The sequence below is a fragment of the Reyranella sp. genome (assembly GCF_965228225.1).
In the GTDB taxonomy this organism is placed as follows: domain Bacteria; phylum Pseudomonadota; class Alphaproteobacteria; order Reyranellales; family Reyranellaceae; genus Reyranella.
Window position 1 is genome coordinate 4,489,902 of the sequence record NZ_OZ245801.1, and the last position, 13,670, is coordinate 4,503,571.

Annotated in this window: 11 protein-coding genes; 2 read left to right on the forward strand and 9 right to left on the reverse strand. The window is 67.3% G+C overall.

Annotated elements, in window-relative coordinates:
- Window positions 1-53: 53 nt before the first annotated feature.
- Window positions 54-728 (reverse strand): isochorismatase family protein, encoded by a 675-nt coding sequence (locus tag ACO07K_RS21840; protein WP_422031577.1) that lies wholly within the window; start codon window positions 726-728, stop codon window positions 54-56.
- 12 nt (window positions 729-740) lie between these two features.
- Window positions 741-3,602, reverse strand: coding sequence for an FAD-dependent oxidoreductase (locus ACO07K_RS21845; protein WP_422031579.1), 2,862 nt, complete (start codon window positions 3,600-3,602; stop codon window positions 741-743).
- Window positions 3,603-3,635: 33 nt separating this feature from the next.
- On the opposite strand from ACO07K_RS21845, the gene dapA reads away from it, so the two are divergent.
- A complete protein-coding gene (gene dapA, locus ACO07K_RS21850) occupies window positions 3,636-4,544 on the forward strand; it encodes a 4-hydroxy-tetrahydrodipicolinate synthase (protein WP_422031581.1) in 909 nt (302 codons plus the stop codon).
- Between the two features lie 175 nt (window positions 4,545-4,719).
- Here dapA and ACO07K_RS21855 read toward each other — a convergent pair whose 3' ends face one another.
- The 7 genes from ACO07K_RS21855 to ACO07K_RS21885 form a co-directional block, all read right to left on the reverse strand.
- Window positions 4,720-5,427, reverse strand: a complete 708-nt coding sequence (locus ACO07K_RS21855) for an amino acid ABC transporter permease (RefSeq protein WP_422017892.1) — start codon at window positions 5,425-5,427, stop codon at window positions 4,720-4,722.
- A gap of 15 nt (window positions 5,428-5,442) precedes the next feature.
- The gene (locus tag ACO07K_RS21860) at window positions 5,443-6,300 is read right to left on the reverse strand and encodes an ABC transporter substrate-binding protein (protein WP_422031583.1); all 858 of its coding nucleotides are present in this window, start codon (window positions 6,298-6,300) and stop codon (window positions 5,443-5,445) included.
- Between the two features lie 73 nt (window positions 6,301-6,373).
- Entirely contained in the window at window positions 6,374-7,600 is a 1,227-nt protein-coding gene (locus tag ACO07K_RS21865; RefSeq protein ID WP_422031585.1) for a M20 family metallopeptidase, read from the reverse strand.
- Window positions 7,600-8,382 (reverse strand): aspartate dehydrogenase, encoded by a 783-nt coding sequence (locus ACO07K_RS21870; protein ID WP_422031587.1) that lies wholly within the window; start codon window positions 8,380-8,382, stop codon window positions 7,600-7,602. The genes ACO07K_RS21865 and ACO07K_RS21870 overlap by 1 nt, the downstream gene beginning before the upstream one ends.
- Entirely contained in the window at window positions 8,379-9,878 is a 1,500-nt protein-coding gene (locus ACO07K_RS21875; protein ID WP_422031589.1) for an amidohydrolase family protein, read from the reverse strand. The genes ACO07K_RS21870 and ACO07K_RS21875 overlap by 4 nt, the downstream gene beginning before the upstream one ends.
- 45 nt (window positions 9,879-9,923) lie before the next feature.
- Window positions 9,924-10,706 carry an SDR family NAD(P)-dependent oxidoreductase gene (locus tag ACO07K_RS21880; RefSeq protein WP_422031591.1) on the reverse strand — a complete coding sequence of 261 codons (783 nt, stop codon included), beginning with the start codon at window positions 10,704-10,706 and terminating at the stop codon, window positions 9,924-9,926.
- A 23-nt stretch (window positions 10,707-10,729) separates the two neighbouring features.
- Window positions 10,730-12,181 (reverse strand): amidase, encoded by a 1,452-nt coding sequence (locus ACO07K_RS21885; protein WP_422031593.1) that lies wholly within the window; start codon window positions 12,179-12,181, stop codon window positions 10,730-10,732.
- 134 nt (window positions 12,182-12,315) lie between these two features.
- On the opposite strand from ACO07K_RS21885, the gene ACO07K_RS21890 reads away from it, so the two are divergent.
- Window positions 12,316-13,530: a CaiB/BaiF CoA transferase family protein gene (locus ACO07K_RS21890; RefSeq protein WP_422031595.1), complete on the forward strand. Its 1,215-nt coding sequence runs from the start codon at window positions 12,316-12,318 to the stop codon at window positions 13,528-13,530.
- Window positions 13,531-13,670: the final 140 nt, after the last annotated feature.

Consider the following 13,670-nt stretch of genomic DNA (forward strand, 5'->3'; position numbering starts at 1 on the left):
AATTCCAGCAATAGTGTCATCCCGAACGAAGTGAGGGACCTTTCGCTTTTCCTCTAGGTCACCGGCTCGTAGCGCCCCAAAAAGTCGATCACGTCGGCGACCGGCAGGACGTCGGCATATTTGGCCATCATGTCGTAGAGATTGGCGAAGTGCGGGCTCTCATGCTTGTCGGAGACGCATTCCTCCGGAACGATCGTGCGGAAGCTGCGCGACAGGCTGTCGACCACCGTGGCGCGCACGCAGCCCGACGTCGAGCCACCGGTCACGATCACCGTATCGACCCCGTGGAAGGTGAGCAGCGAGCCCAGGTTCGTCTCGAAGAAGGCCGAGGCCATACGCTTGTTCATGACGATGTCACGGTCGCGGTCGATCTCGCAGCGATCGTCGAGTTGGGCCCGCCGGTCGCCGGCCGTGATGCTTCGCAGCGCCGTGGACATGTCGGCACGTGTTCCCCAGACACCGCAATCCTCGCCCGAGCCGAGATAGGCGACGTAAGTCCAGATCACCGGACAGCCACGGGCGCGCAACAGCCGCGCCAGCCGGTTCACATGCTCGATCTGGCGCGGATCGGTTTCGTAGGCCGTCGCGAACTCGGACGGCCGCGTATAGGCGTTCTGGAGATCGACGTTCACAAGGGCTGGCTTGCGCCCAAAGCCGAAGCGGCGCCGCTGCGGATCGGCTTTCAGCGCCTCGTAGAGCTGGCGCGCCGTCTTGGTCGAGGTTTCCACGCGAAGCCCTCCTCAGTGAAAGCGCTGGATCGAATAGGGCGCCACCGACAGGCTCGTGCTGCGGCCGGCCAGCATCTCGGCCGTCAGGCGCGCCAGCACGGGCGCCAGCGTGTAGCCGTTCGAGCCGACGCAGTTGTAGAAGCCCGGCAGGCCCGGCACTTCACCCAGGATCGGCGCGCCGTCGACGTTGACGTTCATGCCGGCCCAGATGCGCACGACATGGAGATCGGCGAGCGCCGGGATGACCCGGCCGGCGATCCAGAGATTGCCCTCGACGCTCGAGCGCAACGCACGCGACAGGCGTTGGCCGTCATCGAGGCCCGCCGTCCAGCCCCCGCCGATCAGGAAGGCGCCCGACGCCATCTGCTTCAGGGTGAGATGGCGGTCGGCATGGGCGATCAGCTTCTCGATGGTGGGCGGCGCCGGCTCGGTCACGATCATCTGCAAGGGCGCGCCCTTGACCGGGACCGTCACGCCGAGATGCGCGGCGACCTGCGGTGTCCAGGCGCCGGCGGCGTTCACGATTCGCCGACAGGCGATCTCGCCGCGGCTGGTGACGACCCGATAGCCGCGCCCGGTGCGCTCGATCGCCTGCACGTCGCTGCCGCGACGGAAGCGGGCGCCCAGGGCACGCGCCCGCTCGGCCACGGCATAGGTGGCCAGCAGCGGATTGATCTTGCCCTCGCCGGGGCACCATTCGGCGGCGATCGCCACGTCGCTCACCCCCGGCTCGAGGCGGCGCAGCTCGTTGGCGCCGATCAGCTCGGCCTCGACGCCATGCTGCCGCTCGATCGCGATCTTGGCCTTGAGGAATTCCACGTCGCGCTCGGTCTCGGCCAGCATCAACCCGCCCATGACCTTCATCTCGAGGTCCTGGCCCGTATCGGTCGCGATCTCGCGCCATAGCGCTACGGAGGCGGGGCCCAAGGGCAAGGTGGCCGCGGCCGGACCGCCGCCGGCCTGGGCCTTGCTGCCGAAGTCGAACGACAGGAGCTGGACATGCAGGCTGCCGGCATTGGCGCCCGAGGCCTGGAGATTCACCTCGTCGCGCTCGACGACCAGCGTCTCGATGCCCTCGCGCGCCAGCCAATAGGCGGCACAGGAGCCCATGATGCCGCCGCCGATCACCAGCGTGTCGACCGTCTCGGTCGCCAGAGGCTCGCTGTCGCGCGGTCGCGACATATCCGGCGGTACGAACTCCTTGTGGCCGCCCCACTCGCCCTGCTCCACCGTCAGCGCGCGGATCGGCACTGGCTTGACCGGCGGCCGCGGCGCGAACAGGTCGAACTCGCCGGCCTCGCTCGTCGTCAGGCGTGCCACCAGCGAAGCGCAATAGCGCCCCTGGCAGCGGCCCATGCCGACGCGGCATTTGCGTTTCAGGACAGCCGGCGAATCGTGGCCGGCCGCGATCAGGGTCCTCAGGTCGCCCGCCGTCACCTCTTCGCAGCGACAGATGATGGCGGCGTCCTCGATCGCTGCAGGATCAAGCGGCGGCACGTCGAACAGCTGCCACAGGGCCGCTTGAAAGCGACGCGACCGGTTCAACGTCCGCCGGGCTTCGTCGCTCTTGATGCCTGCGAGGCCCAGATCTCTGGCAATGGAAGCGGCGGCAATCGTTCCCTGCGCCATGGCCGCCTGCGCACCGCCGAACCGTGCGCCGTCGCCGATGGCGAACACCTCCGGCAGGCTCGAACGGCCCTCCCCGTCCGTCAGCGTTTCCATCGAGCCGGTGCCTCGCGGCACGAAGCGATGGGCGCAGCCCAGCGAACGCGCAATCTCCGAGGAGGTGGCAAAGCCGTAACCCAGCGCGACGATGTCGGCGTCGATCGCGAACGCGCCGGCTTCGACGCGACGCACCCGATCCTCGCCGACCAGCCGCGTCACCGTGCAATCCCAATGGAGGAGAGTGCCCAATCGCCCCGCCAGGCGCGCGCCCTGCGCGATGAGAAAGGGATCGGCTGCGGCGGCGCGCGCCACCGCGCGCCACTGCGCAAGACCTGGCCGCCGCGCCGCCTCGAGCACCGCAACGACATGCGCGCCACCGTCGATCAGCTCCGCCGCAGTCTGCAGGCAAAGCGGGCCATTGCCCGCAATCACGATGCGCTGGCCCGGCGCCACGCGATAGGAGCGCGCCAGCGTCTGCAATCCGCCGACCGTCATCACACCCGGCAAGGTCCATCCCGGAACCGGCAGCGATTGTTCGTAGGCGCCTGTCGCCAGCACCAGGCGTTTGGGATGAAACAACATCGCCTGCCCCGCCACGACGGCGGCGATTTCCCCGGCCGAGAAGGCTGACCAGACGGTGGCTTCGCTAAGGATCCGGACACCCGCCGCCAGCGTCGACTGCCGCAAGACCGCGCCATCCCGGAACTGGCGGTCGAGGTTCGCCAGGTCGGCGTCGTGCGATGGCGCCAGCGGCTTGAAGTACTGCCCGCCCGGATGAAGGCGCTCGTCGAGAACCACGACGGAGGCCCCCGCCACGGCCAACGCGCGGGCCGCGACCAGCCCGGCTGGGCCGGCGCCGACCACCAGCACATCGCAGGCGACCTCTTCAGCCGCGGCGGCTTCCGTCCTCGTCGCCGTCGGCGAATCCGCCACCGGCGAGGACCGCACCGCCATGCCGGACTCGACCTTGGTGAGGCAGGCCCGCTGGCTCGGACGGCCATCCACCGTGACGAGGCAATCGAAGCAGACACCCATGCCGCAGAAGGGACCGCGCGGCGCACCGGAGCGGGCCTCCCGGACGGCGACGATGCCCGACGCCGCCAGCGCCGCGGCGATCGTCTCACCTTGCATCGCCTCGATATCGCGCCCGTCGAAGGAGATCCGAAGGGGCGCGCCCGTGGGCCGCATGTCGGGATGTTTCAGGCGCATGCAAAAGGTCTACAATGTTGCCGGAGGCACAGCATGAAGAAGTTCCGCGGCACCTACACCGTCATGATCACGCCCTTCACCGCCGACGGCCGGAAGGTCGACGAGGCGGCGTTGCGTCGGCTGGTGGACTTCCAGATTGCCGAGGGCATCCACGGCCTCATCCCGCTGGGCAGCACCGGCGAGTTCCTGAGCATCACGCCCGACGAGCGCCGCCAGATCGTGGAGATCGTGGTGAAGCAGGCGGCCGGGCGGGTCCCGGTGCTGATCGGCACGGGCGCGGAATGGACCGACGAAGTCGTCCGCACCAGCCGCGAGGCCGAATCCATGGGCGCCGACGGCGTGATGATCATCCCGCCCTTCTACAGCGTGCCGACCGACGACGAGCTCTTCACCCACTACAAAAAGGTCGCGGACGCGATCTCGCTCCCGATCATGGTCTACAACAATCCGGCGACGGCGAACGTCGACATGCAGCCGGAGCTGATCGCGCGGATCGCCCAGATCCCGAACTGCCTCTACGTCAAGGAGTCGACCCTCGATCCGACGCGCGTGCGCGACATCATCCGCCTCGCCGGCGACAAGATGACGGTCTTCGCGGGCGTGCTGGGCTACGAATCCTTCTGGCTGGGCGCGGAAGGCTGGGTCGCGGTCTGCTCCAACGTGATTCCGCGCTGGTCGGCCGAATTGTTCGAGCTGGTCGCCGACAAGCGCGACATGGATGCCGCGCTCGCGCTCTACATGAAGATGACGCCGCTGCTCTGGTGGGTCGGCGGCCCGCGCTACGTCTCCGGCACCAAGGCCGCCTTCGAGATGATGGGCATGCCCATGGGCCCGCCGCGCGCGCCGCGCCTGCCGCTGCCCGAGGCGCAGCTCCCGGCCTTGCGGGACGTGCTCCACCAGATGGGCGTTCTGACCGAAGAGGCGGCGCGCGCCCGCGCTTAGTGCCCTTCCGGACGAAGTAGAATCACCGTCCTCCCCATTCAAATGGGGAGGTGGCGGCTCGCGGCTTGTAACCAAGCCGCCAGCCGACGGAGGGGTCATAGGCTTGGCGACACCCATGACCCCATCGCCCCGTATGACGGGGCACTTCCCCATCTGAATGGGGAAGAGACTGAAGTCAGCGATCGTCACGCGCCAGCTGGCCATCGACAGCGGACCCGTAGGCTTTGCCGTAATAGGCCTCGATGCGGCGCTGCACGAAGTCCCAGCAGGTGGTCATCGCCAGGTAGATGATGGCCACCACGATGAAGACCTCGAGCACCTGGAATTTCTGCTGCATCAGGATCTGACCGCGCCGCAGGACCTCTTCCATCGAGATCACCGAAGCGATCGACGTGGTCTTGAGCAGGCCGTTCACCGAATTTCCGAGCGGCGGGATGATGACGCGCAAGGCCTGCGGCAGCACCACCAGCCGGAAGATCTGGTGCGGCTTCAACCCCATCGCCCGGGCCGCCTCGGTCTGCCCCTTGGCGACGGACAGGATGCCGCCGCGCAGGATCTCCGAGAGATAGGCCGCCTCGTTCAGCGCGAGGCCGAGGATCGCCGATTCGAGCACTGAAAAGCGCACCAGCCCGAGCTGCGGCAGGCCGGTGTAGATGATGATGAGCTGCACCAGCAGCGGCGTGCCGCGGAAGACCCAGATATAAGTCTGCGCCGCGCGGGCCAGCCCCTTGTGCTTGCTGAGGCGCATCACGGCGAGCAGGAGGCCCAGCATACCGCCCAGGATGAGCGTGCTGATCGTGAGCCCGATCGTCCACAGCGCCCCCTCGAGAAGGTAGAGGTTGGTGAAGTACCCCCAGAAGCCTTCCCAGTTCCAGACTTTCACGCAGGCACCGGTCCGCTAGGCCGGGCCTGGGCCCTTGATGGCGAAGGCCGGCTCGTCGATCTGCAGCACGCCATACTGGTCGAGCAGCTTGGCGTACGTGCCATCCTTCTTGAGATCGTTCAGAGCGCCGACGACGGCATCCGCCAGCGCCTTGTTGGCGAAGGCAAAGCAGGCAATCTGGGGAAACACGCCGCTGATGGCGCGCGTGAAGTCGCCTCTCTGCTGCATGAACATCGCCGTGGCATCGATGCTGGTGGCGGCGTCGGACTGACCGGCCTTCAGCGCCTGGAAGGCCTCGGCGAAGTTGTTGAAGGTCATGACGGTGATGGGCTTCAGGCCCTTCTTGGCCACCATGTCGGCGACTTCGCGGGTGCGTCGCTCCTCGATGCCGCCCAGCTCGACCGAGATGCGCTTGCCGGCCAGATCGTCCACCGTCTTCAGGCCCAGCGGATTGCCCTTGGCGGCGAGGAAGCTGATGGCCGCCTGCTCGGTCGGCACCATGTACATCAGCTTGGACCGCTCTTCGGTCCAGAAGATACCGGTGTTGATCATGTCCCACCGCTTGGCGGCGAGGCCGGGGATCATGGTGGCGAATTCGGTGCGGATATATTCCGGCGCAAGCCCCAGCCGCTTGCAGCATGCGTCGGCGAGTTCGACCCGCATGCCCTTCAGCTGGCCCTTGTCGTCGACATACTGCAGCGGCGGCAATGTCGGATTGATCGACATGATCAGCGTACCGGCCTTGATGAGGGTGGGCGGCGCGATCTTCGGCTGGGCGCGGAGCGCGCCCGGAATCAGCGTCATTGCAGACGCTGTGACAGCGGCGCCAAGAAGACCACGGCGGCGAAGCTTGATGTCGCTGAAACTGTTCATGAATTCCCCCGGAACACGATGCCCACGACCGCATGCAATTTTGACGCCGAAATCCGCCCCTGCTCGGGATGTTTCAGGCCTCACCGCACCAGCCGACAATAATGTCCGACACGACCTCGACCGCCCGCCGATAATCTTCGACGTCGACCCATTCATCGTGCAGGCCGTTCTGCGTGAGATCGCCGCCGAGGGGCCCCAGTCCGATCGTCGGGATGCCAGCCTGGACGATCGGATTGCGGATGTCGCTTGCGGTGTGCAGCGGATTGACGTGCGGCCGTTCGCCGGTGGTCGCCACGATGGCGTCGGCGACGATGCGGTAGAGCGGGCTTTCCGTCGGAACTTCGGCGCCCGATATGCCCGACACCCAGTCTATGCGCGCCAGGCCCTTCACGGCCTCTTCGACGGACGCCTGGACATGGTTCATGTCCTCGCCCGGCAGCAATGAAAGCGCCCCCTCGATGAGGCCGTGCGAAGCGATCCGCGTGTGAGTGCCCGGCGTGCCGACATTCATGTGAGAGATGAGCAGATTGGACGAGCGGCCGACCGCCTGTTCCAGCAGCGGGTGACGAGCGGCCTCTGCCCGTCGGTCCGCCAGCGCCTTCAGGCGGGAATGGATTTCCATCAGCGTGTCGGCCGGATTCTCGGCCTGATGGGCGAAGGCGAGATGGCTGATCTCATGGGTCGAAGGCGGCCTTCCCGCGACGAGGATGCGGAAGTCGAGCTGGCCCAGGCAGAAGGCCTTGATCTCCCGCATGCCCAGACCCGATTCGGCGGGATGACAGTAGACGGCCGCATCGGCTCTCAGTCCGCCGTGGAGCAGGGCCGACACGCCACGCGCATGACGCTTGCTGGGCGTACTGGCCAGGATCACATCTCCGGCTGGCCGGCGACCGGAGGCGAGCAATGCTCGCAACCCGTCGACCATCATCGCCACGCCGGACAGATCGTCCGCGACGCCCCAGCCGTGGATACGGCCGCCGTCGACGACACCGCCGAAGGGATCGCGACGCCACGCGCCGAGCCCGGCAAGGGGCTCGCCATCGGGATGGGCAAAGAAGATGACGCTTCGCCCCTCTCCCTCACCCTTGAAGGTCGCGACGACACTCTCGCGCTCACCCTCGACCATGGCGCGACTCGCCGCGAATTCACCCACCATGGGAACGTCGCCCGGCTTGTAGCGCACGGTCTCGACGGTGCAGCCCAGAGCGCGCGCCGCGTCGGCAACGACCTTCTGTACGGCCGCTTCACCGCCCGTCTGGGCGCGAATGAGCTGCCGCAGGAAGGAAACCGAGTCTTCCATCAGATCGCCATCCGCGCTTCCCGGCGTTTCAGCAGCCTCATCAGGCTGAATGTCGTGTAGTCGATCGGGTCGCCATCGGGCGGCACCTCGCGTCCCCCGACTTTCAGAACGACATTGCCCGGTGCCGCGTGAATCTCGAGTTCATGGCCGGTCTCGCTGATCGCCGGGTCGGCCACCAGCTCGGCTTCCGTTCGATCGAGCCCGAGCCCGGCCAGCGCGACGCCGACCGATGTGTTCAGGTTGTTGGGGAAGTGACGCGCGACCTCGCGCACGCTGCCCTTGAAGAAGACACGGCGCGTCTCGATCGACGCCAGATCGGCGAGCCGTTCGGCCGGCGTCAATCGCCACATGGAAGGTGACTTGAGCTGACGATAGATCACGCGTCCCAACCCCTCCTCGCGCGCGGTGGCGAGCAGGTCGAGCGTCCCGATCGCACCGGGCGCGATCTCCAGGCGGCCCGGCCCCGTTTCCGCCGCATCGATCAAGCGGCGCTCGATCCGCGGATCGGCGAAGGCCGTCAGCGAAAGTGGTATCAGGTCGATGCCACGGGCCATCAATACAGACCCCGTCTCGGCCAGCATCGATGCGGAGGCACACTCGATCGCAACCGCGGGTCCGCGCGCGATGAACGCGTCGAGCGACGTGCAAACGGCCGCGCTGCCCACGATTGCCGCGGCCTCCGGCGCTTGCGCGGGCCGCACCAGAACCGCCGTGACGCCGGGCATGCGTAGCGCCAGTCGTCGCCCGATCCGTCCAAAGCCGACGATGCCGTATCGCGTCACGAAGGAACCACGAAGCCGTAGCGCAGGTTCGACGGTTCGCGGCCCGCACGCTCATAGTCGGACTTGATCGCGGCGAAGCGATCGTCGCGCCAGGCGGCTTTCTTGATGTCGTACTTGTACATCTTCGCGGAATTCTCGCCGAAGATGGCGCGCTTCACCGGCCCGTCGGCGCTGCCCAGCGGGGCAAAGCCGAACTTCTTCTGCATGTCCTCGGGAATCTCGAGGCGACGCAGCGCCTCGATCTGCCATTGCGGCGCGCCCGTCCACACCGCGTCGGTGCCCCAGACGACATGATCGGCGCCCATGCCCTTGATCAGCATGCCCATCAGCGCCGCGCACAGGCGGGGCTCGGTCACCGTCGTCTGGGCGAATATCTGGCCGAGGTCGGCATAGACGTTGCTGACGCCGTACTTCGCGGGAATCTCCGCGAGGTCGGAGGTCCAGTCGACGCGGCCGGTCTTCTCGAACTGGTCGTAGCCGCCGGCCGAAGCGCCGGGCGCGCCGGTCCAGCGGAAGGCCGAGTGGTAGACCACGAAGCGGATCTGCGGCCAGTCCTTGGCCGCCTTCCCGACATCGTCGACCGTCGCGTACGGCGTCAGATGCGGCCAGCGCTGCGAGACCGACGGCGGATAGAGGCCCTTGTGCACGCAGACGATGTCGTAGCCCGCCTTCACGATCTTCTCGTAGAAGGGATAGACGAGCTTCTCGTCGTCCAGGCGCCAGGGATGGCGCGCCAGGTCCTTGTTGGTGTTGTCGCCGACCGTGTAGCCCTTCCAGGAATCGGGCTTCAAGGTCGCGATGCACTTGTCGACCTCATCCATCCAGCCGTCATAGCCCGGCGTGAAGATGGCGTGCGACAGGCAGCGCCTGGATCCGGCCGCCTTGTTCACCTTCTCGCGCGCCTCGGCCTTCATCTCGTTGGTCAGGAACCAGTCGCGCGGATCCTCCGAGGCCGAGCCACTGACCAGCGCCACCTTGGTGTCGCTGTCGAGATAGATCTCCTTGAACCAGTTCGGATACTTGAGGTCATCGAGGGTCTGCGGCTTGTCGACGAGACCGGGATTCCAGCCGGCCTTGCCTACGGCCTCGCGGCCACGCACGAAACCCGCGAGCCGCGTGTCGTCGCGCAGAAAGTGTGTGTGCACGTCCATGACGAACTGATCCTTCAGCCCGTCGGCGCGCGCCTGCGCGAGGTCGACGCTCTTGGCCTCGGCCGGCGAGGCGCCGTAAAGCGGGCCGTAGATCTCGTTCATGGCGACGAAGGCCGTCGCCATGCCGGCGGCGGTCTGGAAGAAGCGCCGGCGCGACAGGCCATTCCTGGGCGCATACTCGTCGGCCAGCGCGTTCATGCGCGCCTCGACTCTCTTCTGAGCCGGCGTCTGCGCGATCGGCAGGAATTCGTCGCTGGACACGACGCGGGTCGGGACGGGGGTCGTGCCGCCGGCCAAGCGGGCCGGTGCCAGACGGCTGCGCTCGTCGTCGCTCAACAGGCCCATGGTGCCTCGCCAGGTGCTGGGGATGAGGGGCGTATCGCCCCCAGCTTACCGGGCGCGCGGCGTCGCGGCGACTCCCGGAACGTGATTCAAAACCGAGTGGACGAGGCCGCCATCGACCAGCAGCGACTGGCCGGTGATGTAACTGGCCTGCGGTCCCAGCAGGAAGGCAATGGCGTCGGCGATATCGCCCGGTTTGGCGACCCGGCCGAGCGGCACCATCTTGGCGCGGCCGCGCGCCAGCACCGGCTTGCTGTAGATGGCGTCCGTCATCGAGGTATGGACGAAGCCCGGGCAGACCGCGTTGGCGCGGATTCCGTCGGGCGCCCATTCCTGCGCCATCATCTCGGTCAGCATGATCAGCGCCGCCTTGGCCGGGCTGTAGGCGCCCGTCGGGAGCTGCGGCACGACACCGGCCATCGACGCCAGCATCACGATGGCGCCCTTCGAGCGCTTGAGATGCGGATGGGCGGCCTTGGCGAGCAGCCAGTTGGCCCGCAGGTTGATGTCGAACACGCGGTTCCAGGTCGCGAGATCGAGATCGATCAGCTTCGCAGGCGCGGCGATGCCGGCATTGCCGACCAGCGCGTCGATGCCGCCCATTGCCTTGACGGCGGCGGCGATCACCTTGGCGGGCTCCGTGGGCCTGGCCATGTCGGCCTTGAGCGTGCGGATCTTGCAGCCGGAGGTGCGCAGGTTGGTGGCCAGCGCCTCCAGTTCGTCGAGATAGGCGACGTCGCAGAGGGTCATCGCCTCCGCGCCGTCGGCGGCCAGTTTCAAGGCGGTCGCGCGACCGATGCCACGGCTTGCGCCGGTAATGACGACCCGCATGTTTTCTCCCCCTCTCGTCTTTCTTATGGGGAGGAGGGTGGCACGGTTCCGGGCCTCGGGTCGATGGGCAGCAGCCGATCGAAGCCGACCAATTTCTCGTAGAGCGCCGCCGCCTGCAGGAGCGCCGCCTCGCCGCGCGGCTTGCCGACGAGCTGCAGGCCCACCGGCCGGCCGAAACTGTCGAAGCCGCAGGGCACGGCGATCGCCGGACTGCCGGTCACGGTGATCGCGGAGTTGAGCGTCGAGCCCGACATGTAGTTCTCGAGCTTTTTGCCGGCGATGGTGGCTGGCGCCCGCAGGTTGACGTCGAAGGCCGCGGTCGGCGCGCCCGGCGTCACCAGCAGGTCGTAGGTCTGGAAGAAGGTGAACATCCGCCGGTACAGCGCCGCGCGCTCACGTTCCGCCCAGGCGAGCTGGCTCGTCGTCTGCTTGAGGCCAAGCTCGGTGTTCCAGATGATGTCGGGCTTGAACTTGTCGCGGTACTGCTGGATCTGCAGCTCGCGATCGACGAGGAACTGCTGGCTGCGGAACGCCATGAACACTTCATCGACCGGGCCGAAATCGGGGGAGACCTCCTCGACGATACAGCCCAGCTCCTCGAAACGTTGCGCCATCCTCGTGCAGATCTCGCGGATCTCGCGGTCGACCTCGAACCGGCCGCCGAAGTCGATGGTGAACGCGACGCGTTTGGGCAGTACGGGATTGGCGACCGCATCGCTGAACGACACGCCTGGCGCGTCGAAGGTCATGGCGTCCTGCGGGCAGAAGCCCGACATCGTGTCGAGGAACAGCGCCAGGTCGGCGACGTTGCGGGCCATCGGACCCTGCACCGACTGCGGCGAATAGAGATTGTTCGAGGTGCCGCGCGTGACCCGGCCCGCCGACGGGCGGAGGCCGACCGTCGAGCAATAGGTGCCGGGACGCCGCAGCGAGCCGCCATGGTCGGAGCCGTGTGCCAGCCAGACCTCGCCGGTCGCCACCGAGACCGAGCCGCCGCCGGTGGATCCGCCGCAGGTGAGCGAGGTGTTCCAGGGATTGCGCGTGCGGCCGAAGACTTCGTTGAAGGTGCTGCCGCCGGCGCCGAATTCCGGCGTGTTCGACTTGCCCATCACGATGCCGCCCTTGCGCTCGATGCGCTCGACCAGCGGGTTCGACTTCTCCGGCACATGGTCGGCGAAGATCGGCGAGCCGTAGGTGGTGCGCACGCCCGCCACGTCGGTCAGGTCCTTGATCGAGACCGGAAGACCGGCCAGCCAGCCCGCCTCGCCCTCGGCCTCGTTGGCGGTGCCCGCCATGATCCGCTTGGCGTGGTCGCGGGCGCGATCGAGGCAGAGCGTCGGCATGGCGTTCACCGCCGGCTCGACCTCCGCCATGCGCGCGGCCGAAGCGTCCACCAGGTCGAGGGGCGAAATCTCCTTCTTCTTGAGACGCGAAACGGCCTCGACTGCGGTAAGACGCCAAAGTTCGTTGCTCATGTATTGCCTCCGACCATCACTGTGCCAGCCTTCACCGCGCCCTGTCTGCCTTCCCTGTCGCGCAAAGCCGGTTTAGCTGCCTTGACGGCTCCGCATGCGCACCGGCCCGATATTCGCCCACGAGGAAACGCCCAATGAAGACCGATCAAGCTGAAGCCGCCGGCCCCCTCAAGGGCCTGCGTATCGTCGACATCTCGACGGTCGTGGCCGGTCCCTTCGCGGCGGGACTGCTGGGCGACTACGGCGCCGAGATCGTCAAGGTCGAGATGCCGGGCGTCGGCGACTCGCTGCGCGCGCTGGCGCCGCACAAGGACGGCGTGCCGCTGTGGTGGAAGGTCACCAACCGCAACAAGAAGGGCATCACGCTCGACCTTCGCCTGCCCGAAGGCCGTGACCTGTTCGCAAAACTGGTCCTCGACGCCGACGTGCTGGTCGAGAATTTCCGCCCGGGCACGCTCGACGGCTGGGGCATCACGCGAGCCTGGCTGCAGGGCCTCAATCCGCGCCTCACCATCCTGAGGGTTACCGGGTTCGGTCAGGACGGTCCCTATGCCGGGCGGCCGGGCTTCGCGCGCATCTTCGAGGCGATGAGCGGCTTCACGCAGATCTGCGGCGAGGAGGACGGGCGGCCGCTGCATCTCGGCTACCCGATCTCCGATGCCGTCGCCGGCCTGTTCGGCGCGGTGGGAATCCTGGCTGCCCTGCACGATCTCGCGCAGCATCCCGAGCGGCGCGGCCAGGAGATCGATTGCTCGGCCACCGAGGCGATGATGCGCACGCTCGAGTTCCTGGCCATCGAGTACGATCAGCTCGGCGCCGTGCGCACGCGGTCGGGCAACCGCAGCCAGTATGCCGCGCCGGGCAATGTCTATCGCACGGCCGACGACAAGTGGGCGTCGATCGCAGCCTCGACCCAGAGCATCTTCGTGCGGCTCTGTGCGGCGCTCGACCTGAAGCACCTGCTGGAGGATCCGCGATTCGCGCTCAATCCGGCGCGGGTGAAGAACTACCGCGAGCTCGACGAGATCGTCGGCGCCGCCATCGGCAAGCTCACTCTCGCCGAATTGCGCGAGACCTTCACCCGCCACGAGGTCGGCTTCTCGCCGATCTACGACATCGCCGACGTCTTCGCCGATCCGCAGTTCGCGGCGCGTCAGGCGATCGTCAGCGTGCCCGACGCGGAGCTGGGTTCGGTGCGCATGCAGGGCGTGGTGCCGCGCTTCTCCGAGACACCGGGCGTCGTGCGCCATGCCGGCCCGGCCATGGGCCAGCACAACGAGGAAGTCTATGGCGGCCTGGGCCTGACTCCTGCGCAGATCGAGGGTCTCAAGGCCCGCAAGGTCATCTAGAAGGTGCATCGGTGTGGCGGGAAATCCCGCACATGAGCAAAGGTCCCTCGCTACGCTCGGGATGACACCGTTTTTGTAATCAGCGCACCTGCGCCAGTTCCAACAATAGTGTCATCCCGAGCGTAGCGAGGGACCTTTCG

Bases quoted from the DNA above. Each gene is read 5' to 3' on its own strand.
- ACO07K_RS21880 (WP_422031591.1), bottom strand. From the start codon at position 10,706: ATGCGGGTCGTCATTACCGGCGCAAGCCGTGGCATCGGTCGCGCGACC.
- ACO07K_RS21865 (WP_422031585.1), bottom strand. From the start codon at position 7,600: ATGGAAGACTCGGTTTCCTTCCTGCGGCAGCTCATTCGCGCCCAGACG.
- ACO07K_RS21890 (WP_422031595.1), top strand. From the start codon at position 12,316: ATGAAGACCGATCAAGCTGAAGCCGCCGGCCCCCTCAAGGGCCTGCGT.
- ACO07K_RS21845 (WP_422031579.1), bottom strand. From the start codon at position 3,602: ATGCGCCTGAAACATCCCGACATGCGGCCCACGGGCGCGCCCCTTCGG.
- dapA (WP_422031581.1), top strand. From the start codon at position 3,636: ATGAAGAAGTTCCGCGGCACCTACACCGTCATGATCACGCCCTTCACC.
- ACO07K_RS21875 (WP_422031589.1), bottom strand. From the start codon at position 9,878: ATGGGCCTGTTGAGCGACGACGAGCGCAGCCGTCTGGCACCGGCCCGC.
- ACO07K_RS21860 (WP_422031583.1), bottom strand. From the start codon at position 6,300: ATGAACAGTTTCAGCGACATCAAGCTTCGCCGCCGTGGTCTTCTTGGC.
- ACO07K_RS21885 (WP_422031593.1), bottom strand. From the start codon at position 12,181: ATGAGCAACGAACTTTGGCGTCTTACCGCAGTCGAGGCCGTTTCGCGT.